The organism is Blastococcus sp. HT6-4 (assembly GCF_039679125.1).
Taxonomy (GTDB): domain Bacteria; phylum Actinomycetota; class Actinomycetes; order Mycobacteriales; family Geodermatophilaceae; genus Blastococcus; species Blastococcus montanus.
In genome coordinates this window covers 2,826,065-2,846,972 of record NZ_CP155551.1, presented here as the reverse complement: position 1 = coordinate 2,846,972, position 20,908 = coordinate 2,826,065, and the positions used below count along the sequence as shown (strand labels likewise).

General features: G+C 75.9%; 21 protein-coding genes. 12 read left to right on the top strand and 9 right to left on the bottom strand.

What is annotated here, in order from left to right:
• Window positions 1-18: 18 nt before the first annotated feature.
• Complete coding sequence (locus ABDB74_RS13580) at window positions 19-5,952, bottom strand: DUF4011 domain-containing protein (RefSeq protein WP_346619177.1); 5,934 nt, start codon at window positions 5,950-5,952, stop codon at window positions 19-21.
• 237 nt (window positions 5,953-6,189) lie between these two features.
• Between ABDB74_RS13580 and ABDB74_RS13575 the strand changes: the two genes are divergently transcribed.
• The 4 genes from ABDB74_RS13575 (at window position 6,190) to ABDB74_RS13560 (ending at window position 9,066) form a co-directional block, all read left to right on the top strand.
• Window positions 6,190-6,996 (top strand): enoyl-CoA hydratase/isomerase family protein, encoded by an 807-nt coding sequence (locus tag ABDB74_RS13575; protein WP_346619175.1) that lies wholly within the window; start codon window positions 6,190-6,192, stop codon window positions 6,994-6,996.
• A 162-nt stretch (window positions 6,997-7,158) separates the two neighbouring features.
• The gene (locus ABDB74_RS13570) at window positions 7,159-7,377 is read left to right on the top strand and encodes a hypothetical protein (protein ID WP_346619174.1); all 219 of its coding nucleotides are present in this window, start codon (window positions 7,159-7,161) and stop codon (window positions 7,375-7,377) included.
• Between the two features lie 172 nt (window positions 7,378-7,549).
• Window positions 7,550-8,524: a ferritin-like domain-containing protein gene (locus tag ABDB74_RS13565; protein WP_346619172.1), complete on the top strand. Its 975-nt coding sequence runs from the start codon at window positions 7,550-7,552 to the stop codon at window positions 8,522-8,524.
• Between the two features lie 128 nt (window positions 8,525-8,652).
• A complete protein-coding gene (locus ABDB74_RS13560; protein WP_346619170.1) occupies window positions 8,653-9,066 on the top strand; it encodes a hypothetical protein in 414 nt (137 codons plus the stop codon).
• An 18-nt stretch (window positions 9,067-9,084) separates the two neighbouring features.
• Here ABDB74_RS13560 and ABDB74_RS13555 read toward each other — a convergent pair whose 3' ends face one another.
• The gene (locus tag ABDB74_RS13555; protein ID WP_346619168.1) at window positions 9,085-9,366 is read right to left on the bottom strand and encodes a DUF427 domain-containing protein; all 282 of its coding nucleotides are present in this window, start codon (window positions 9,364-9,366) and stop codon (window positions 9,085-9,087) included.
• Between the two features lie 144 nt (window positions 9,367-9,510).
• Between ABDB74_RS13555 and ABDB74_RS13550 the strand changes: the two genes are divergently transcribed.
• Window positions 9,511-9,741 (top strand): hypothetical protein, encoded by a 231-nt coding sequence (locus ABDB74_RS13550; protein WP_346619166.1) that lies wholly within the window; start codon window positions 9,511-9,513, stop codon window positions 9,739-9,741.
• A gap of 52 nt (window positions 9,742-9,793) precedes the next feature.
• Here the strand turns inward: ABDB74_RS13550 and ABDB74_RS13545 are convergent, their stop codons facing one another.
• The 3 genes from ABDB74_RS13545 to ABDB74_RS13535 form a co-directional block, all read right to left on the bottom strand.
• Complete coding sequence (locus ABDB74_RS13545; RefSeq protein ID WP_346619164.1) at window positions 9,794-10,177, bottom strand: PaaI family thioesterase; 384 nt, start codon at window positions 10,175-10,177, stop codon at window positions 9,794-9,796.
• A gap of 59 nt (window positions 10,178-10,236) precedes the next feature.
• Window positions 10,237-10,968, bottom strand: coding sequence for a hypothetical protein (locus tag ABDB74_RS13540; protein ID WP_346619162.1), 732 nt, complete (start codon window positions 10,966-10,968; stop codon window positions 10,237-10,239).
• A 63-nt stretch (window positions 10,969-11,031) separates the two neighbouring features.
• Complete coding sequence (locus ABDB74_RS13535; protein WP_346619160.1) at window positions 11,032-11,376, bottom strand: hypothetical protein; 345 nt, start codon at window positions 11,374-11,376, stop codon at window positions 11,032-11,034.
• A 99-nt stretch (window positions 11,377-11,475) separates the two neighbouring features.
• Here ABDB74_RS13535 and ABDB74_RS13530 point away from each other — a divergent pair, with 99 nt between their 5' ends.
• From ABDB74_RS13530 to ABDB74_RS13505, 6 genes are all read left to right on the top strand, one after another.
• Window positions 11,476-12,486 (top strand): iron ABC transporter substrate-binding protein, encoded by a 1,011-nt coding sequence (locus ABDB74_RS13530; RefSeq protein WP_346619159.1) that lies wholly within the window; start codon window positions 11,476-11,478, stop codon window positions 12,484-12,486.
• A 212-nt stretch (window positions 12,487-12,698) separates the two neighbouring features.
• Entirely contained in the window at window positions 12,699-14,120 is a 1,422-nt protein-coding gene (locus ABDB74_RS13525) for an iron ABC transporter permease (protein WP_346619157.1), read from the top strand.
• Complete coding sequence (locus tag ABDB74_RS13520; protein ID WP_346619156.1) at window positions 14,117-15,190, top strand: ABC transporter ATP-binding protein; 1,074 nt, start codon at window positions 14,117-14,119, stop codon at window positions 15,188-15,190. Before ABDB74_RS13525 ends, ABDB74_RS13520 begins: the two co-directional genes overlap by 4 nt.
• 57 nt (window positions 15,191-15,247) lie before the next feature.
• Complete coding sequence (locus tag ABDB74_RS13515) at window positions 15,248-16,051, top strand: aldolase (protein ID WP_346619155.1); 804 nt, start codon at window positions 15,248-15,250, stop codon at window positions 16,049-16,051.
• Window positions 16,048-16,899 carry an NAD(P)-dependent oxidoreductase gene (locus ABDB74_RS13510; protein ID WP_346619153.1) on the top strand — a complete coding sequence of 284 codons (852 nt, stop codon included), beginning with the start codon at window positions 16,048-16,050 and terminating at the stop codon, window positions 16,897-16,899. The genes ABDB74_RS13515 and ABDB74_RS13510 overlap by 4 nt, the downstream gene beginning before the upstream one ends.
• A gap of 20 nt (window positions 16,900-16,919) precedes the next feature.
• Window positions 16,920-17,591, top strand: coding sequence for a glycosyltransferase (locus tag ABDB74_RS13505; protein WP_346619152.1), 672 nt, complete (start codon window positions 16,920-16,922; stop codon window positions 17,589-17,591).
• A gap of 11 nt (window positions 17,592-17,602) precedes the next feature.
• On the opposite strand, the gene ABDB74_RS13500 is transcribed toward ABDB74_RS13505, so the two are convergent.
• Both ABDB74_RS13500 and ABDB74_RS13495 read right to left on the bottom strand, forming a co-directional pair.
• The gene (locus tag ABDB74_RS13500; protein WP_346619151.1) at window positions 17,603-19,051 is read right to left on the bottom strand and encodes a glycosyltransferase family 39 protein; all 1,449 of its coding nucleotides are present in this window, start codon (window positions 19,049-19,051) and stop codon (window positions 17,603-17,605) included.
• A 73-nt stretch (window positions 19,052-19,124) separates the two neighbouring features.
• Entirely contained in the window at window positions 19,125-19,586 is a 462-nt protein-coding gene (locus ABDB74_RS13495; RefSeq protein WP_346619149.1) for a GNAT family N-acetyltransferase, read from the bottom strand.
• Window positions 19,587-19,694: 108 nt separating this feature from the next.
• On the opposite strand from ABDB74_RS13495, the gene ABDB74_RS13490 reads away from it, so the two are divergent.
• The gene (locus tag ABDB74_RS13490) at window positions 19,695-19,937 is read left to right on the top strand and encodes a hypothetical protein (protein WP_346619148.1); all 243 of its coding nucleotides are present in this window, start codon (window positions 19,695-19,697) and stop codon (window positions 19,935-19,937) included.
• Between the two features lie 22 nt (window positions 19,938-19,959).
• Here ABDB74_RS13490 and ABDB74_RS13485 read toward each other — a convergent pair whose 3' ends face one another.
• A complete protein-coding gene (locus tag ABDB74_RS13485) occupies window positions 19,960-20,487 on the bottom strand; it encodes a PGPGW domain-containing protein (RefSeq protein ID WP_346619146.1) in 528 nt (175 codons plus the stop codon).
• Between the two features lie 134 nt (window positions 20,488-20,621).
• Window positions 20,622-20,906: a DUF2277 domain-containing protein gene (locus ABDB74_RS13480; protein WP_346619145.1), complete on the bottom strand. Its 285-nt coding sequence runs from the start codon at window positions 20,904-20,906 to the stop codon at window positions 20,622-20,624.
• Window positions 20,907-20,908 lie beyond the last annotated feature (2 nt).

Below are 20,908 nucleotides of genomic sequence, written 5' to 3'. Positions count from 1 at the left end.
CTGAATGCCTCGTCGGGGTCAGACGGTGAGCAGGCCGTCCGGCTGCTCGGTGAGGCGGCCGGTGTCGAGGGCGAAGGTCAGCGCCTTCTCCAGCGCCGGGGTCACCGACGCCACCCGCCGCTTGTAGCCGAACACGGTCGCCGTCGCGGTGAGCAGCTCGTCCCGCTGCATCCCGGCGGCGGCCCGGCACAGCGCCCCCATCGCGTTGGCGACCTCCTCCGGGGCCACGTGCTCGATCGGCCGGTCGGTGCTCGACACCTGCCGGCGGAACCCGGTCCACGACGCGCGGTCGACACCCTCGGGCCAGAGGTGGTCGCCGTCGACGGCCGAGGGCGGCAGCAGGGACAGCAGGAGCTGCTTGCGCGCCTCGGTCGACCGGTTCACCCCGAACGCCCCGACGGTCAGCTTGGCCAGCCGGTCGACGTGGATCGGGCCCTCGGCCTTCACCCCGGCGGTCATCACCCGGCGCACCACCCGCGCGGCCTTCGAGGCCGGCAGCTCGTCGAGCACCGACTTGTCACCGGCGGTCTTCGGGATCCACGGCACGAACGGCGTCTCGCCGTCGAGCCCGGCCGGCTCCGCGGGTCGCCGCGCCGCGGCCGGCTTCGCGGCGGGCTTCGCGGCGGGTCGGGCGGTCACCGTCGGCACGGCGAGGGACGCCGTCACCGACGAGCGCAGCGCGGCGACGCCCTTGAACGACTCCACGGCCGCCGTCGGCAGCCGCAGCGGCTCGACGACCGGCGGCGTCGACACCGGCGCCGCGTCCACCGCGGCCACCAGCCGGTCGACGACGGAGCCGGGGGAGGCCAGCCACGTCGGCAGCCACACCCGCTCCACCACCGGCCAGCGCAGCATGTCGCCCAGCACCTCGACCGGCAGGCCGTCCCGGTCGCCCACCGTGCCGCGGCGGGCCCACGCGGGGCCGTCCAGCAGCACCGCCATCACCGGGGTCGACGGGTCGACAGGTCGGGAGATCGACAGGTCGACACGGAACTCCGAGAGCCCGACGTCGGTGCGCACCACCAGCCCGCGCTCGCGCAGCGCCACGGCGATCTGCTCCCGGTGCCGGTCGACCACGGCTGCCGACCGCGGTGCCCGCGGCAGCACGTCGGTGCCCTGCTCGGCCATGTCGAGGTAGGCGCGCAGGTGCGTGATGCCGACCGACGAGGTCTCCTCGGCCCGCAGCTGCGCCGGGTCGAACGACGAGAAGACGACGACCTGCCGACGCGCCCGCGTGATCGCCACGTTGAGCCGCCGCTCGCCGCCCACCCGGTTGAGGGGGCCGAAGTTCAGCGGCAGCGTGCCGTCGGCGGTGGGGGAGAAGCCCGTGGAGAAGAAGACGACGTCGCGCTCGTCGCCCTGCACGTTCTCGAGGTTCTTGACGAAGAGCCCCTCGCCGTCGGTGCGGTCCAGCGCCGCGGCCAGCCGCTCGTCGTCGGCGTCGCGCAGCAGCCCCTCGATGTAGGAGCGCTGCTGGGCGTTGAACGTGACGACACCGATCGAGGGCACCGCGTCGATGCCGTCCCACTTCGGGACCGCGTCGAACCGCCGCCGGATCTCCGCCACGATCGCCGCGGCCTCGATCGGGTTGGTGCGCAGCAGCCGGCCCGCGCCCGAGCGGTGGAAGGTGCCGGGCACCCGCACCAGCGAGACGCCGCGGCCGTCGGGCTCGGCCGAGGCCCGGCCGTGGGTGGGCGCGGGGAACGACGACAGCCGGTTCTCGTAGTACTGCGCGTTGGAGAACGCGATCAGCGACTCGTCCTGGCTGCGGTAGTGCCACGACAGCCAGTGCCGCGGCACCCGCGCCTGGACGCACTCGCCCAGGATCGACTCCTCGTCCTCGACCGCGGTGTCCACGACCTCGACGGAGTCGTCCGAGCTCGCCGCCGTCGGCTCCAGGAACGACGTCGGGGGCATCTGCTTCGAGTCGCCGACGACGACGGCGGCCTTCGCCCGCCCCAGTGCGCCGACGGCGTCGGCCACCCGGATCTGCGAGGCCTCGTCGAAGACGACGAGGTCGAACTGGGCGGCCTTCGCGGGGAAGAACCGGGCCACCGAGTCCGGAGACACCAGCACGCAGGGCATCACCGCGGTGATCAGCTCGCCGTACTCGGCCAGCAGCTGCCGCACACCGAGCCCGCGGCGCTGCTTGGCCAGCTCGCGCTGCAGCGCACCGACCCGGCCGGAGCCGATCGCGGCATCGAAGGGGCGGGTGGCCAGCACCGCCGCCGGCAGCGCGGCGGTCAGGTGCTCGCGCACGGCCCGCGAGGCCGCGGTGAACCGGGCGATCGCGCGCTCGTGTGCCTCCGGGTCGAAGGTGTCGAGGCCGGTCGCGTCCAGCCGCTCGGCCACCGAGGCCCGGGCCAGTCCGCGGTCCAGCGCGCGGACGGCGTCGTCAGCGGCGACCGCCCCGGTCATCAGCAGCGTCCGGGCGTCGAAGAGCCCCGCGTACCGGAGCGGCTCGAGGGTGTCGAGGAAGGAGACCCAGCGGCGCAGCGACATCAGCACCGTGCCCTCGACCCCGCGCTCGGGGCGGGTCATCGACCAGCGCAGCACGAAGCCGTCCTCACCGGCCCAGCCGGCCAGCTGGTCGGGTGAGCTCCGGCAGACCTGCAGCAGCGCGGTGACGGCGTCACGCAGGCGGGCCACCGCGGCGGCGGTCTCCGGGGCGGCGGGCATCCCGGCGACGATGAGCTTGCGCAGCGCCACGTGGAAGGCCGAGGACCCGTCGACGGCGGCGCCGGCCCGGCGCAGCCACTCGACCTGCCGCTCCAGCAGCGTCGGGTCGGTGAACGGGTTCCAGCCCTCGGGTGCGGCCAGGCCGGGAACGGAGTTGACGCGGCCGGCGACGGACTGCACCGCGGTCTGCACCCGCCAGAGGTTCTCGACCAGCGCCGGCACGTCCCGGGGCTTCACCCTGGCGCCCGGCCGCAGGCACGGGGCCAGCCGGTCGAGGACGGCGGTCAGCCGCCGCCGGCGCCCCCACCAGCCCGATGCGGCCGCGGTCTGCGCGGCGACGTACACCTCCGCCAGCGGCAGCTCGATCACCTCGGGCGCGACGACGTCGAACCCCGGGTGGCGGAACGCGGTGAAGGCCGCGACCTCGCCGAGGACCGCCCCGGTCGCCGTCGTCCACCGGCCGCTGAACGTCTCGTCGAGCACGTCGATGCCCACCGGCGGCCCGGACAGCAGGTGCGCCAGCGAGTCGAGGTCGGCGGGCGTGCGCGCGTGCCGGAGCACGCCGCCCAGCTCGGCGAGGCCGGCGACCTCGCGCACCGCCGCGTCGACCGCGGCCGCCGCCTCGCGGGCGGCCGGCAGGTCGATCTCCGGGGAGTCGACGAACGCCCACGGGTGCCGGGGGGAGGGGCGGGTGAGGTCGGCGATGTCGGGCAGCAGCGCGAGCGCCCGGCGCACCGCCGTCAGCACCTCGGCGGGGGCGTTGGCGACGAACGGCAGCGGCACCGGCAGCGGCGGCACGTCCGGGTCCGCCGCCAGCTCCGCCGTGCGCGCGGTGTAGAGCGACAGCCCGGCGGCGTTCTCGGTGTGCAGCCGGTCGGCGTAGCGGGCCAGCTGGCGGCGGGCCGAGCGCAGGGTCTCCGACTCGGCGGCGAGGCCCTGGTCGTCGACGGCGATCGCGTGCTCCAGCGCCACCCGGACCTGTGCGCGCACCATCGAGGCGCGCGAGCCCTTGTCGTGCAGGTCGAGGGCGAACATCCCCATGCCGACGGCGTCGAGCCGGCGGGCCACCACGTCGAGCGCGGCCCGCTTCTCGGCGACGAACAGCACCCGCTTGCCGTCGGCCACCGCGCGGGTGAGCAGGTTGGTGATCGTCTGCGACTTGCCGGTGCCGGGCGGGCCCTCCAGCACGAACGTGCGGCCGGCGCCGGCCTCGGCGATCGCCCGCAGCTGCGAGGCGTCGGCGGGCACGGGCAGCCGGGCGGCCAGCTCGTCGAGGTCGACGTACGCGCCGGAGTCGCGGGCGGGGTCGAGGAACGGCTCGGTGGGCTCGTGCACCAGGTGGCGGACCAGCGGGTTCTCCGCGAAGTCGGCCCAGTGCTCGTCGAGGTCCTTCCACAGCCGGAACTTGGCGAACTGGAGGATCGCGAGGTCCGCCGTCGCCTGCACGCGGTAGGGCAGCCCGTGGCCGACCAGCGCCGCCCGCACGGCCTCCAGCGCCGGCTCGAGCTCCAGCGTGCTCTCGGCCGCCTCGCTCAGCGTCGGGACGACGAGGCCGTGCACCTGGCGCAGCTTCTCCAGCAGGCAGTAGTTCGGGGTGCTCGCCCCCGACTCGTCCAGCGCGAGCCGGTAGGAGCCGGTGCGGCCGACCGGGGTCAGGACGACGGGCACCAGGATCAGCGGTGAACGCAGCGGCCGGCCGTCGAGCTCCCACACCAGCGAGCCCAGCGCCAGGTACAGGTTGTTGGCGCCGGTCTCCTCCTGCACGGTCTTCGCCCGGTAGGCGAGGTTGCGCAGCCGGGGCAGGTAGCCGCCGGTGGTGACGTCGGCGTGCACCTCGCGGCGCTCCACGAGCCGCTCGGTCAGCTGCTCGGCCGGGAGGTCCCCGGCCGCGCCGAGCCCGCGCTCCTGCTGGACGGCGGCCAGCTGGTCGCCGGGCAGGAGGGTGATCGGGGTGCCGTCGTGGAGGAAGTTGTCCAGGATCGGCAGCGCGGTGGCCGGGAGCGTCAGCGGCAGGCCGGCGCGCTCGCTGTAGTTGATCAGCCGGTTGCGCAGGCTCAGATCCAGCAGCGCGTTCTTCCACTGCTGCACCCGCGGCGGTGCCTCGGGGCGGCTGCCCGCCTGCGGCGCCGTGGGCCCGGCCGGGAACGCCGGTGCGCTGTGCTCGGCCGGCCGGTACTCCACGACCTGGAGCAGCCCCTCCGGGGTCCGGGCGCGGGCCGGCAGCGGGACGATGCCGTCGCGCCGGGCCCGGTGGACGTCGGTCACCCCCAGGACGTGGTCGAGCTCGCCGGCGAGCCAGCCGGTGTAGGCGGGGCCGTGCAGGTCCTCGCCGGCCTCGCCCGGGCCGGTGAGCAGCGTGGTCTCGACCAGGCCGATCAGGCCGAGGTCGACCAGGTTGACCAGCGGTGCGGCGTCGGTGGTGGCGGCGCTCTCCGAGCTGCGCTCCTCCCGCCAGTAGCCGAGGAAGGCGTGCGCTCCGGCGGTCCGGCCGCCGGTGCCCTCGGTGAGCCACAGCAGCGGCCGGATGCCGGCCTGCTCGCACGCGGCGGCGAGGAGGACGACGGTGTCCAGCGGCGTGCCCACCCGCCAGGTGAGGACGTCGCCGGGCGAGCGCACCTGCTGGCCGAGCTCGGCCCAGCTGGCGGGCGGCTCGGAGTAGCGGACGCCGCGGCGCCGCACCGCGTCGGCGAGGGCCTGCACGACCTCGTCGACCCGCTCGGGGGTGGCCGAGTAGCCGACCATCGCGCCGCTGCCGGTCCGGCTCTCGAGCAGGTCGGCCGCCTCGGCGACCAGCCCGGTGATCGCCGGGTGGTTGGGCATGACGTGCGCGGCGAGCATCTCCAGCGCCAGCGGCAGGGGGGTGGCCAGCCACTGGTTGGCCGCCAGCACCTGGACCGGGGCCGTGGCCTCGCCCAGCAGCTCGCCCTCGAACTCCACCTCGACGTCGACGACCCCCGGGCGCTGCTCCTCGACGTGCAGCATCGCCGCCGGGTCCATGACCAGCCCGATGCCGGTGAGCACGGTCGTGCGGCCGGCGTCGACGTCGGCGAGCAGCTCGACCGCGTGCGCGATCGGACCCTCGGCATCGCGCACGGACAGCCGCACGGTGGCTCCGCGCAGCGTCCGGTCGGCGGTCAGCGCCAGCCGCGGGACGACCGGCACGCGGTTGTGCGCCAGCGCGTAGCTGAGCACCGGCGTGGAGGTGAGCTCGATGGAGACGGCCGCCGACGCCGCGACGACATCACCGAGCTCGATGTCGGCAGTGCTCTCCATGCCACCTGTCTACCGGGTCGGACGGACTGGTCCGCCCATGGTCCCCGACGGGTGGGGCGGATGTGACGGATGCGGTCGATCGTTGCCCGGGATCACGCGGCGGCGTCCCGGGGACGGTTCCGGCACCCCGCAGTCCTGCCGATAGGGGCGGGCTGCCCGGGGCCGCCGGGGACCCGCCCGGGCCGGGGTGCCACCGGCCGGGTTGCCGGCGCGGCGGCGGGGGCGGAGGTTGCACGGGTGGACGATGCAGGGACCAGCGATGCGCGGCGCCACGACTCCGGGCTCCTCGTCGAGGACCGCGGCTCCGTCCGGGTGCTCACCCTCGACCGGCCCGAGCGGCGCAACGCGCTGTCCACCGACCTGCAGGCCGACCTCGTGGAGGAGCTGCTCCGGGTCGCCGAGGACGGGGTTCGCGCGGTCGTGCTCACCGGCACCGGCCCCGCCTTCTGCGCCGGCTTCGACCTGAAGGAGATCCGGGCCGCCGACGAGCGGGGCGAGCGGTTCCGCCCGCCGATGAACCGGCCGGCCCGTGCGGTGTTCGAGGTGGTCACCGAGACGCCCGTGCCGGTGATCGCCGCGCTGAACGGCCCGGCCGTCGCGGGCGGCTTCGAGCTGGCGCTCGCCTGCGACCTGCGGATCGCCTCGCCGGCCGTGCGGTTCGCCCTGCCCGAGGCCGCGATCGGCATGGGCGCCAACTTCGGGTCGGTCGTCCTGCCCAAGCGCATCCCGGTGGGGATCGCCCTCGAGCTGCTGTTCACCGGCGACCCGATGGATGCCACCGAGGCGCATCGGTGGGGCCTGGTCAACCGGCTGGTGGGGCCCGACGAGGTGCTGCCCACGGCGCTCGGCCTGGCCGACCGCATCGCCGCCAACGCCCCGCTGTCGGTGCGCCGGATGAAGGAGACCGCGGTCAAGGCGCTGGAACTCCCGCTCTGGCAGGGCCTGCGGCTGGACGTCGGGCCGAACCCCTACCTCAGCGAGGACCGCAAGGAGGGCATCGCCGCCCGCCTGGAGAAGCGGGCACCCCGCTGGACCGGGAGGTGACCACGTCTTCTGCCGGCGGCGCCATCGGGCCCGATGCGGAACCCGCCCGTTCATGACGGTCCCGTAACGGCTCGTCACTCCCGCACGATCGGCTTTCCCCGTGGCCGGTCGTCCTGCCAGGGTCCGGTCGTCAGTCGTCGTCGAAGGACCCGAGGAGTCGTCATGACCTGCGCGCACTGCGGAGCCGTGCACCAGCGAGGCCGCTACTGCGTCGGCTGCGGCAAGACCCTGCCGCCGTCCACGCTGCCGCCCCGGCCGGTCCGGCTCGCCCCGCGTCCGCCCTACGAGCTCACCGAGGACATGACCCAGCCGGTGCTGCGGTTCGACGTCCGGCCCCGGCGCGCCGTCGCCACCAGTCGGGTCGCGGCCGAGGCCGGCTGATCCCGCGCGCGCCCCACCGGGTGGCGGCGCCCGGGTCCGGACGCGACCCGGGCGCGTGGCCGCGCCGCCGGTGGTGCGCCGACGGGGATTCACCCGGACGGGTGACGCGCCTCACTGCTAGCAATCTGCTTGCTCTTGTTAGCACCGGGCCCGTCCGGGGCATGAAGGAGTCATGACCGACAAGACCACGAAGATGATCAACCAGCTGCGCGCCCTCGTCCTGCTCACGCAGACCGAGGAGCAGATCGCGCGCACCCGCATCTCGCAGGCCCGCACCGACGCCGTGCGCCGCGAGCTGACGCAGAACGCCGACAACGCCGCGGCCCGCTCCATCGAGATCACCGAGCGCCTGCGCGCCCTGGGCGGCGTGCCCGACGTCGTCACCCCGGTCGTCGGCCGGCTCTCCGCCGGGCTCAAGGCCACCTTCGAGCAGACGACCTCCGTCGAGGAGGCCCTGCTCCAGGACCTGCAGCTCGAGCACCAGCTGCTCGACCGCGCCACCTACCTCAGGGTCCTCGCCGAGACCGCCTCCGACGTGCCGACCCAGCGCCTGGCGGAGAAGCTCGTCGACGCCCACTCGGCCACCGTCGAGTGGCTGACCGTCGTCCTCGCCGAGGAGGCCCTGGGTGGCCCGGCCGCCCTGGTCGCCACCCCGCTGCAGAAGGTCGCCGGCGGTGTCGCCCGCGCGGTCAACGCCCCGGTGCGCTTCTGGGCCAACACGGTGAACCACGCCGTCGACAGCGTGCAGCACGCCGGTGAGGAGACCACCGAGCGGATCGGGTCGGTCGCCGACCGCGCCGCCGCCCTGAGCGGTGCGGTGCGGGAGACCCTCACCGTCGGCCGAGCCGCCTCGCTGCGCCGCGCCGAGCGGATCGCCCAGCGCGAGGGCAACCAGGAGGCCGCGAACGTGGCCCGCGAGACCCGTGAGGAGCTCGGCGACCTCAACGCCGACGAGCTGCCGATCAAGGCCTACGACTCCATGTCGGCCAACGACGCCGTGAAGGCGATCAAGCAGCTGAAGACGCCGCACGACATCAACGTGATCACCCGCTACGAGGAGACCCACAAGAACCGGTCGAACGTGGTCAGCGCCGCGCAGACCCAGCTGGCCGCCCTCGCCAAGGACGCCGTCGGCGTCGAGAGCTGAGCCGGCCGGCCCCCAGGGGCCTCGCGCGGAGGGCCCGCACCCGCACGGGGGGTGCGGGCCCTCCGCGTGTCCGAGATCGCTCCGCGCGCGGGTTTGGCGCGCGGCCGACGAAGGGGAAGCCTCTCCTCATGAGCATCACACCCGAGGCCCTCGAGGCGGAGTTCTCGCTGACAACGGCCGCCACCCGGCTGGACTTCCTCAGTCGCCGCGACAACGGCGACACCGCGCTGAACACCGTCCAGGACGTCGACCCCGACCCCTGGGCCGCCTCCCTGCGTGACACCCAGACCCGGCTCGACGTCCACGAGTCGCTGGAGCTGCTGGCCCTCGGCGAGGTCATCGCTCGCAAGGCGCACGACAGCCAGCTGGTCGGCATCCGCGCCGCACTCCGCGGCGGCGCCGACTGGGAGCAGATCGCGGCCGCCCTCGGGCGCACGCCGCAGCAGGCCTGGGACTCCTTCCTCGAGTCCGTCGGCCGGCAGCTCGATGCCGAGGCCGCGGCGTCGGCCCGCGAGCTCGCCGGGTCCCGCCCCGGCCGCTGATCCGGCGCCGGGGCGCGGTCAGCGCACCTCGACGCCCTTCCAGAAGGCGACCCGCCCGGCGATCTCCCGTGCGGCGTCCTTCGGCTCGGGGTAGTACCAGGCCGCGTCCCGGTTCAGCTGCCCGTCGACCTCCAGGCTGAGGTACGACGCCGTTCCCTTCCACGGGCAGACGCTGTGGGTCTCCGACGGACGCAGCACGTCCTCGCGCACCGCCTCGCGCGGGAAGTAGGCATTGCCCTCGACGGTGACGATGTCGTCGGACTCGGCGACGACGGTGCCGTTCCAGCTCGCAGTGGTCATCCACCGATCGTCCCCGGCCGGGCGCCCCGGTGCCCGTCCGGGTCGAGCAGCGGGGGAGTGGCCGCCGACCAGGTGGGCATGGACAGGGCAGGCGGTCGACCGGCCGCATCCGTGACAGCAACGACGCACCCAGGAGGCCGACGCATGTCGCACCCCGCCGACGACCGCCGCAGCCACGACGGCCCGAACGAGGGGACGCCGAAGGCGAGGAGCCGGGCGAAGATCCTCATCCCGCTCGGGATCCTCCTGGTCATCATCGCGATCTTCGTCTACATCCTGGTCGTCGCCCAGACCGGTGCCGACGACGAGTCGGACGTCTACGAGAACGTCGGATCGGCCGCGGTCGTCGAGGTGTCCTCGCCGACGACCGCCTGACCACCCGCCCACCCCGGGCCGGGCGGCGATCCGCCGGGCGGCGGAGGGGCGGTCAGCGCTCCAGCAGCGCGAACGTCGCCACCGCGTGGACCAGGACCGTGCCGTCCTGCTCCACGTCGGCCTCGCACACCGTGAGGTGCTCGCCGCGCGTGCGCAGACGTGCGGTCACCGTCACCGGACCGGGTTTCCCCGGCCGCAGGTAGGTGACCGTCAGCTGGCTGGTCGCCGGCACCTCGCCGTCGCCGGTGGTCGTGCGCACCGCCAGCCCCATCGCCGTGTCGACGAGGGTCGCCAGCACGCCTCCGTGCACGGTCCCGGCGGGGTTGAGGTGGTCGTCGGTCGCCTCGAACGCGATCCGCGCCGTGCCGTCCTCGGCCGACTCCGGCCGGGCCCCCAGCCGTCCGGCGAACCCACCCGTGGCCACGTCGTCGCTCATCGGCCCCCCCTACCCGCCGTGCCCGCCGGCCACGCCACCGCCGGCCACGCCACCGCCGGTCACGGGGCCGACGGGTGCGGGTCCGGTTCCGGGCCGACCGGCGCAGGCGTCCCACTGTCGGACTCCCGGCGCTCGAGGTAGTAGGCCCCGAGCGCGCCGGCGACCGTGGCGAAGACCGCCACCGAGTAGATCGCCAGGGCGATGTCGAGGAAGCGGGCGACCCCACCCTCGGCCGACAGCGGCCGCCCGCTGATCGTGGCCTGCGCCGCGTCGTAGAGCGCCGTCCCGTACGTGTCGTAGGCACCGAGGACGTAGAGGAGCTGGCTGACCCCGAGCACCACGACGACGGTCACCGCGGAGAGCCAGCCGATCCGCCCGCTCAGCAGCCGCCCCGCCGACCGCGATCCGCGGACGGCGGCCGAGACGACGCCTCCGACGCGCGCCGCCCGCAACAGGGTGAGCGCGCGGGCGAACCGCAGGAACGGGATCGCGAGGAAGATCAGCTGCCACCAGTTCCGGGCCCAGAACCGCCGCTTGTCGCGGGCGGTGATCGCCCGGTGGGCGAACTCGGCGACGAAGACGGCCCACAGCACCCACCCGGTGACGCTCAGCGTGGTCACCAGCCACGGCTCCCGGGCGAGCGACTGGCCGAGGACGATGAAGACGAACACCAGCCCGAGCGCCCCCATCGGCTTGTCCAGGCGCCGTGCCAGCCCCTCCTTCTCCGGGGCGTCCGGGTCGTCGGCGCCGGACGCGGGGCCGACGGGATCGGGTGCCGGATGTCGCTGCATCCCCGCCGCCTACCCAGTCCGGCGGCGTTCTCCCCGCCCGGCCGGTCCCGAAGCGTGCGCCGCTCAGGGCAGGCGGGCGACGAGGTGCCGGGCCACCTCGACCGCGGCCGGGTGCGCCGGTCCGTCGGCGGCGGCCCGGAGCCAGGCCGCGAGCGGGCCGGCCAGCGCGGAGGAGAGGGCGGCGATCCAGGCGCCGCTCCGGGCCCGCGCCTCGGCGACGTGCTCGGTCCCGCCGTCGGGGGCGTGGGCGACGACCTCGGGCCGGCTGGCCAGGAGCCCGTCCAGGCGCCAGTCGCCGGGAGTGGTCCGGTCGGCCAGCAGGTCCAGCCGGTCCGCGGCCTCCCGCAGCAGCACGGCGTCGGCGCCGCCGGGCGGGTCCATGGGGCCGACGGGGCCGGGAGAGGTCACGCCGTCCGTTGTAGCGCACCGCACCGGCGGGGTGGGCGGCTCATCGGCGCCGGACCGGGCATGCTTAGGTGTGCCTCGCCTATCAGCAGGAGGACACACGTGACCAGGCTCGGGCGCTCGACCGTCGGCGTCGTCTCCACCCTCACCCTCGCGGCGTCGCTGGCCGCCTGCGGCTCGGACACCGACACGCTGACCGTGTACAGCGCCCAGCACGAGAGCCTGGTCCGCACGATGCTCGAGGACTTCACCGCGGAGACGGGCATCGAGCTGGAGTTCCGCGACGCGAACGACTCCGAGCTGGCCAACCAGATCGTCGAGGAGGGCGAGGCCTCGCCGGCCGACGTCTTCCTCACCGAGAACAGCCCGGCCATCTCCGCCGTGGACGAGGCCGGGCTGCTCGCGCCGCTGGAGGAGGGCACCCTCGGCCAGGTCGAGGAGCAGTTCCGGCCGTCGTCGGGCAACTGGGTCGGTTTCGCCGCCCGCTCGACCGCGCTGATCCACAACCCGGCGCTGATCGCCGAGGACGAGCTCCCGGAGTCGATGCTCGACCTCGCCGACCCCGAGTGGCAGGGCCGGGTCGGCATCGCGGCCGGCGGGGCGGACTTCCAGGCGATCGTCAGTGCCGTCCTGGAGCTGGAGGGCGAGGAGGCGACCCGTGAGTGGCTCGCCGGGCTGGAGCGCAACGCCGAGATCTACGCGAGCAACACCGCGATCATGAAGGCCGTCGACGAGGGCGAGGTCCCGGTCGGCATCACGTACCACTACTACTGGTTCCGCGACCAGGCCCAGAACGGGCTCATCGGCGACGACGCCGAGCTGCACTACTTCCGCAACCAGGACCCGGGCGCCTTCCTCAGCGTCTCGGGGGCCGGGGTGCTCGCCTCCTCCGACCAGCCCGAGCAGGCCCAGCAGCTGGTCGAGTACCTCACGAGCCGTGCGGCCCAGGAGCGGCTGGCCGACAGCAGCGCCCTGGAGTACGCCGTCGGGACCGGCGTCCCCTCCGCCGAGGCGCTGCCGCCGCTGGCGGAGCTGCAGGCGCCCACCGTCGACCCGGGCTCCCTCAACGCCCCGCAGGTCACCGAGCTGATGCAGGAAGTGGGCCTGCTCTGACTCCTCCCGCGCTCCGCACCCCGGGCCCCGGAGCGCCGGCCCTGCCGGCGGTCCGGGGCTCCGGTGCGTCCGCGGGCAGGGGGCGGCGGCCGCTTTGGCGCTCGCCGGTCACCCTCGCGCTGGCGGTCTGCGTCGCCGCGCTGGCGCTCCTGCCGCTGGTCTACATCGCCGGGTACACGCTGGACGTCGGCTGGTCGGGCATCCGCGAGCTGGTGTTCCGCCCGCGGGTGGCCGAGCTGCTCTGGAACACCACCCGCCTGGTCGTGGGCACCGTGGCGGTCACCGCCGCCCTGGGCGTCGGCGCGGCCTGGCTCGTGGCGCGCTCGGCGGTACCCGGACGGCGGCTGTGGCACGTGCTGCTGGTCGCCCCGCTCGCGGTGCCGGCGTTCGTGAACAGCTTCGCCTGGATCTCGCTGCTGCCCTGGCTGGACACCTACGCCGGGGCGCTGCTGGTCGTCTCGCTGTCGTACTTCCCGTTCGTGTACCTGCCCGTGGTGGCCGCCCTGCGCGGGCTCGACCCGGCGCTGGAGGAGACCGCCCGCGGGCTGGGCCTGTCGAGCTGGGCGGTGTTCCGGCGGGTGCAGCTCCCGCAGCTGCGGGTGGCCCTGCTGGGTGGCGGCCTCCTCGTGGCGCTGCACGTGCTGGCCGAGTTCGGGGCGCTGCAGATGCTGCGCTACCCGACGTTCACCACCGCGATCTACGACCAGTACCGGGCCACCTTCAACGGGCCCGCCGCCACCATGCTGGCCGGCGTCCTCGTCCTGCTCTGCCTGCTCCTGCTGCTGGGCGAGGTCCGGCTGCGCGGGCACCGCGGCTACGCCGGCAGCGGGCGCGGTGCGGCCCGTCCCGTCCGCCCGGTGGACCTGCGGGCGCTGACCGTGCCGGCGCTGCTGGCGCTGGCCGGGCTCGTCGGCCTGGCCCTCCTGGTCCCGCTCGGTGCGCTGGCCTACTGGCTGGCCGGGGGGGCGTCGGCCGGCCTCGCGTGGGGTGCGCTCGCCGCCACCACCGGGACCACGCTGGCCCTGGCCGCCACGGCGGCCGTGCTGACCACCGCCATGGCCCTGCCGACCGGGTGGCTGGCGGTCCGCGCCCGCGGGCGGGTGGCGACGCTGCTGGAGCGGGCCACGTACCTGGGCAGCTCGCTGCCCGGCATCGTCGTCGCGCTGGCCCTGGTCACGCTGAGCATCCGGGCCACGCCGTGGCTGTACCAGACCGTTCCGGTGCTGCTGGCCGCCTACGCGATCCTCTTCCTGCCCCGGGCGATCGTGACCGTCCGCGCGGCGGTCGAGCAGTCCCCGCCGCTCTACGACGACGTCGCCGCCTCGCTCGGGTCCTCCGGCGCCGACCGGCTCCGCCGGATCACCCTCCCGCTGCTCGCGCCGGGTCTCGGCGCCGGCGCGGCCCTGGTCTTCCTCGCGGTGGTCACCGAGCTCACCGCGACCCTGCTCCTGGCCCCCACCGGGACGGCCACCCTCGCCACCGCGTTCTGGTCGGCGAGCAACGCCCTGGAGTACGGGGCCGCCGCCCCGTACGCGGTGGTCATGGTGCTGCTCTCCGCGCCGGCCACCGTGCTGCTGTCCCGTGGCGCCCGCAGCACCGCCGCGGCCGATACCCCCCGAGGTCTCACCCCATGAGCTCGCTGACCGTGACCGGTCTGTCCAAGGCGTTCGGCGCCACCCCCGTCCTCGCCGGCGTGGACCTGCACGTGCCGGCCGGCGGGCTCACCGCCCTGCTCGGCCCCTCGGGCTGCGGCAAGACGACGCTGCTGCGCCTGGTCGCCGGCTTCGACGACCCCGACAGCGGCACCGTCGTCCTCGGCGACCGGGTCGTGGCCGGTGCCGGGCGGGGCGTGCCCGCCCGCCGCCGGGGGATCGGCTTCGTGCCGCAGGAGGGTGGCCTGTTCCCGCACCTGAGCGTGGCGGGCAACGTCACGTTCGGCCTGCCCCGGCGGCTGCGCGCCGACCGCGGGCGGGTGGCGGAGCTGCTGGCGCTGGTTGGCCTGGACCCCGCGCTGGCCGACCGGTCGCCGCACCAGCTCTCCGGCGGCCAGCAGCAGCGCGTCGCGCTCGCCCGGGCGCTGGCCCCCGAGCCCTCCCTCGTGCTGCTCGACGAGCCGTTCTCCTCCCTGGACGCCGCGCTGCGCGAGGAGACCCGGAGGGCCGTCGTCGCGGCGCTCACCGCCGCCGGCGCGACCGCCGTGCTGGTCACGCACGACCAGGCCGAGGCGTTGTCGACCGCCGACCAGGTGGCGGTCCTGCGCGGCGGGCGGCTGGTCCAGCTCACCGACCCGAGGACGCTCTACCGCCGTCCGGCCGACCTCGACGTGGCCGCGTTCGTCGGCGAGTCGGTGGTCCTCGAGGCCGAGATCCGGGACGGCGACGCCCACTGCGTCCTGGGCGCCCTCCCCGTCGCGGGGGCGGGAGCCGACGGCCCGGCCCGGATCCTGCTGCGGCCGGAGCAGCTGCGGCTCGGCGCGCCGCTCGGGCCGGGTGCCCGGGCGCGGGTGCGCAGCGTGGACTTCTACGGACACGACTCCCGCGTGTGGCTGACGCTGGCCGACGGCACGACGGTGACCGCCCGGCTGGAGGGCGCGGAGCTGCCCGTGGTCGGCCAGGAGGTGGCGATCGAGGTCGTCGGCGCGGCGCTGACGTTCCCGGCGGCCGGGCGCGCCACGCGCGCCGTCGTCGCCGATCCGGCGATCTGAGCCGACGCACCGGGACCCGGCCGGGATGTTCGGTTAGGAATGCCTAAGCTGCCCGGCATGGACCTGTTCCTCTTCACCGTCGACCCGCAGTGGGGTCACGACGTCGTGGCCGCGGGTGCGGCCGGGATCGTCGTCGACTGGGAGCGGCGCGGCAAGCTGCGGCGCCAGGCGGGTGAGGGGACCCAGATCAACGGGGACACCCCCGAGGACCTGTCGCGGATGCGCGCGGCGACCCCGGGCCGCCTGGTCTGCCGGATCAACGGGTTCGGGCCGTGGACCGCCGACGAGGTGGCCGACGCGGTCGCCCGCGGGGCCGACGAGCTCCTCCTGCCCATGGTGCGCTCGACCGAGGAGATCGACCGGACCCTGGACCTCGTCGCGGGGCGGTGCGGCCTGGGCATCCTGGTCGAGACCCAGGACGCCGTCGACCGCGCGGCCGAGCTCGGGCGGCGGCCGCTCTCGCGGATCTACGTCGGCCTCAACGACCTGCGCATCGACCGCCGGTCCACCGAGCTGTTCGCCCCGCTCGTCGACGGCACGGTCGACGCGGTGCGGGCCCAGGTCCCCATGGACTTCGGGGTGGGGGGCCTGACCCTCCCGGGCCGGGGCTTCCCGGTGCCGGGCGAGCTGCTGGCCGCCGAGCTGGTCCGGATCGGCACCCGGTTCACGTTCCTGCGCCGTTCGTTCACCGCCGACATGGCCGGCCGGGACCCGTTCGTGGAGGTGCCGCGCCTGCTGGCGGGTCTCGACGAGCTCCGCCGGGCCGGTGCCGAGCGCACCGCCGCCCTGCGGGAGGCGTTCGTCGCCGCCGTCACGGCCCCGCCCCACGACACCGCCGCACGGGTGGCGCAGCCGGCGTGAGAGCGCTCGTGACGGGGGCCGGTGGATTCGTCGGCCGGCACCTGGTCGACCGGCTGGAACGGGACGGCTGGCACGTCACCGGCCTCACCCGGCGCGACGTCGACCTCGCCGACCCGGTCGCCGGCGCGGCCGCGGTCCGGGCCGCGGACCCCGACGTCGTGTTCGCCCTCGCCGCCGGCCGGTCGAAGGCCACGCCCGAGGAGCGCGCCGCCACGACGGCGGTCAACACCAGCCCGTGGCTGGTCGACGCCCTGCCCGGGCGCTGCCGTGCCGTGGTGCGGCTGGGCTCCTCGACCGAGTACGCCGCCGCCCCGCACCCGCTGGCCGAGGACGCCGCCCTGGAGCCGCGCGGCTTCTTCGGCGCGACCAAGGCGGCCGGTTCGCTCCTCCTGCAGGCGGCGGCCGCCGAGCGAGGCGTCCGGGCCGTGGTGCTGCGGGCCTTCCAGGTCTACGGGCCCGGTGACCACCCCACCCGCCTGGTCCCGGTCGTGATGGCCGCCGCGCGCACCGGCGGGACGGTGGCCCTGCCCGCCCGGCTGAGCCGGCGAGACTGGGTGTGGGTCGGCGACGTCGTCGACACCTGCATCCGTGCGGCGGTGGACGAGGACCTGCCCCCGGGGGTCGTGCTGAACATCGGCACCGGCGTCCAGACCAGCACCGAGGAGCTCGTGGCCACCGCCGAACGGGTCACCGGCCGCCCGATCGCGACGGCGCCGGGCGCCCACCCCGGGCGTGGCTGGGACACCGCCGACTGGGTCAGCGACCCGGCGCTGGCCCGGCGGCTGCTGGGCTGGACCCCGACGGTGGACCTCGCCGAGGGGCTGGCGCGGACCTGGGCGGCGGGGTGACCGGCGGAGCCGGGTCCCGGGTGGCGGTCGTCGTGCCGGTGTACGGCAACGAGGCGACCCTGCCCGAGCTCGCCGACCGGCTGGCCGCCGCGCTGACCGGCCGCGAGTGGCGGCTGCGGCTGGTCATCGACGCCTCGCCGGACGACAGCGCGGCCGTGGCGCTCGCCCTCGCCGCCCGGGATGCCCGGATCGCGGTCACCGGGCTGACGGTCAACGTCGGGCAGCACGCCGCACTGGCCTGCGGGCTGGCCGCGGAGCCCGCCGCCGACGTCTGGGTGTGCCTGGATGCCGACCTGCAGGACCCGCCGGAGGCGGTGCCGCTGCTCCTCGACCGGCTGGCCGCCGGCGACGTGGAGGCCGTGTTCGCCGGGCGGCGCGGGCGCTACGAGTCCCCGCTGCGGCGGCTCACCGGCACGCTGCACCGGCGCCTGGCCGGCCGGCTGACCGGGCTGCCGCCGGACGCCGGGGCCTTCCTGGCCATGAGGCCCGCGGTGCGCGCCGCCGTCGTGACCGCCGTGCAGGAACACGGCGCGCCGAGCGTGGTCCTCGCCGTCGGCCGGTCCGGCCGGCCGGTGGCCAGCGTGCCCGTCGTGCGGGACCGGCGTCCGGTGGGCCGCTCGGCCTGGACGGCGAGGGCGCGGCTGCGGCAGTCGCTCCGGTCGCTGACCTGGGCGGTGCGCGGCCGCCGCTGACCTCGGACGGGTCAGCGGCTCCAGAGCTGGAGGACCAGGTCGGTCTTGCTCGCCGGGAAGTCGTACTGGTCGACGATCCGCAGGCCGGCGCTCCGGAGGACGGCGTCGTCGTCGGTGGGCTCGGGCTCCCCGCCGAGGAGCCGGCGCACCACCCAGACCCGGTCCTCGCCCGCCGGTGCGTCGTCCGGGGGCAGCACGACGTCCGGGCGCAGGCGGGGGGCCAGGGTGCGCACGTAGTGGTCCAGGCCGGTGGCCGACCGCTGGTCGGCGGCGACGATCGGCTCGCCGGGCTGCTGCACGTCGGCGAGCACCGCCACCACGTCCTCGGCCCGTTCCCGCGGGCCGCGGTCGGCCAGCGGCGCGGAGGCCAGCAGCGAGCAGCCCAGCAGGAGCGCCGCCACCGGGATCCGGGCCGCCCGGGGCATCGCCATCGCGCCGGCCGCCGCCAGCACGCCCAGGCCGAGCAGCCCGGCCAGCAGGTAGCGGGGGAGGAACACCGGCCGCACCAGCTCGGCGGCCAGCAGCAGCAGCAGCGGCACGACCAGCCACGAGACGCCGACCACCCGGGCGCCGGTCGCGCGGAAGGCCCCCACCACGGCCAGCCCCAGCGCCACGTGGAGGAGCGGGGTGCGGCCGCCGGCCCAGGCCTCGGCGGCGAGGGCGACCAGTTCGCCGTCGGTGTCGCGCAGGTGCTCGGCGTTGCGTGCGCCGGTCCCGTTCAGGACGGCGAGGCTCACGAAGCCCACGGCCGGCAGGGCGGCCAGCGCCCCCGTGAGCACGACGGGCAGGGCCCGCCGTCCCCGGAGCAGCACCGCGGCGACGACGAAGGCGGCGAGCACGGTGACCGCGTACCAGTGCGCCAGCCCCATGCCCGCTCCGGCCAGGCCGAACAGCAGCAGGCCCCGCGGCGGCTCCTGCAGCCAGCGGACCAGTCCGAGCGCCGTGGCCCCGGTGGCCAGGACGGCCAGCCCGTAGCTCCGGGCCTCGACGGACTGCTCGAGCACCAGCGGGTTGGCGGCGAGCACCAGCCCGGCCAGCACCCCGGTGCCCCGGCCCGCGAGGCGGGTGAGCGCGCGGGTGAGCAGCGCGAGCCCGCCTGCCGTGGCCAGGAGGGACAGGACGCGGAGGGAGGTGTCCCCGCCCAGGCCCGGCACGGACATCCAGACGTGCGTGACCAGGTAGTAGGGGGCGTTGTAGGACGGCGGCACGCCGGCCAGGTAGCTGGTGGTGCCCTCGCCGGTGGCGATCGCGGTGAGGATGTCCCCCAGCGGCAGGCGGGCGACCTCGGCGGTGAACAGCTCGTCGAACCAGAGCCCGTGGCCGGGGCGGAGCAGCCAGCCGCCGAGGAGGGCGACGAGCACCGCGGGCAGCAGCTCCACCGGCGACCAGCGCACCGGCGCCACGGCGTCCCGGACGCCCGGGGAGGCGGCCGGCGGGGGCAGCTCCGTCGCCGTCGTCACCCCTGCAGGTTAGGTGACCCTGAGCGGGCTCCCGGTCACCGCGGCCGGGACCGGCCGACGCGGGCGCCTCCGCTCAGGCGGGTTCACGGCGCATCGGCACGTGCGGGATGCCGTCCTCGACGTAGCCGGGTCCGCTCCTGCGGAACCCGAACCGCTCGTACCAGGGCTCCAGGTGGGCCTGGGCGCCCAGGGTGATCGGGGCCCCGCCGCACCGGCCGATCCCCTCCTCGATGAGCCGGGCGGCCAGCCCGCGGCCCCGGGCGTGCGCGGCGGTCGCCACCCGGCCGATCGCCCGGGTGGCGCCGTCGTCGAGCACGCGGATCGTGGCCAGCACCTCGCCGCCGGCCTCGAACCACAGGTGCTCGGTGGCCGGCTCCACGTCCCGGCCGTCTAGCTCCGGGTAGGGGCACTCCTGCTCCACGACGAACACGTCGACCCGCAGCCGGCACAGCCCGTAGACCTCGAACGGCGTGAGGTCGGCGAACCGGGCGCGGCGCAGTCGGGGTTCGGGGGAGAGCGGCCGTGCGGAGGTCATGCAGGAGTTGTAGCCCGGCGGCCCCTCCCACCCCACGCCCGGGGGGCGGGCCGGGGAACTCCCGGTGGCCGACGGGAGGACGGCGGCGAGGCGGGGTAGGGAGGGCGCATGTCGATGATGGATCCCCTGGACCCCTTCTCCGGTCGCACGGACGACGACGGCATCCCGGCCGCCGACCCCGGTCCCGGTGCGCCCCCGACCGCCGAGGGCTTCGGCGTGCCGGGCGAGCAGCCCGACCGCCCCGCCGAGGCCGTCCGTCCGCCGGCGGACTCGGGCGGGCAGCACGCCGACCCGCCGGACGACCCGCCCTTCCGGACCCCGGACCCGCACGACGCCGGGCCGGAGCGCTGACGACCACGCGGGACCGTCGGGCTCAGAGGCCGAGCGCGGTCGTCGCCTGGTCGACGAGCCGGAAGTGGCCCACGGCCCAGAACGCGACGCCGGCGGCGGCCAGCCCACCGAGGGTGACCGCCACGGAGCTCGCCGGGTGCTGGCGCGCGTGCCGCCAGGCCTCGACGGCCTTGCGCCGGAACGTGGTGAAGAACCGCCGTGCCCAGGCGAACTCCGTCGACCACACCCAGAGCCCGGCCAGGACCGGCGGGATGGTGAGGGGGCCGGGCAGCACGGTGAGGGCGATGCCGAGCATCACCAGCAACAGCCCCACCGTGAAGACGGCGACCCGGTACGCGACGGCCACGCCGTGGTGGCGGTGCACCCGATCCCGGAACGAGCCGGGCTCCACCGGGCGCGGCTCGCCGAGCCCGTCGGTGCAGTGTGCGCAGCGGGTGCTGCCGCGGTCCCCGGGCGATCCGGGTCGCGCGGGCTCGGCCGCGTGGTTGCCGGCGACGCGGAACCGGTCCGGGTGGGCGGTCTGCGGGGCGGAGGACAGGGGGGCTCCCATGACGGAGGCGCTCCTCGGCGGACGGGGGAGGAGGTCACTCCCCGACGGGACGGACGCCGCCCGGGATACCCCGCGGACTCCGCCGTCATGCCCGTTGTGCGCAACAGGACTGGCCGGCACCTACCTCGGTCGCGTCAGCCGGCCGCCGCGGGACCGCCGTACCTGGCCGCCGACCGGACGCGGGCCCTGGCCGCCTCGGTCTCGCGGTCCTTCGGCGGCGCGGTGGTGACCAGGGCGTCGAGCAGCCGGGCCGATGCGGCGGCGACCTCGGCCACCGCCCGCTCGAACGCCTCGGCGTTCGCCCGGGACGGCCGGGCCGTGCCGCTGATCTTGCGGACGTACTGCAGCGCGGCGGCGTGGATCTCGTCGCCGGCCGCCGGCGGCTCGAAGTTGGCCAGTGGACGGATGTTCCGGCACATGG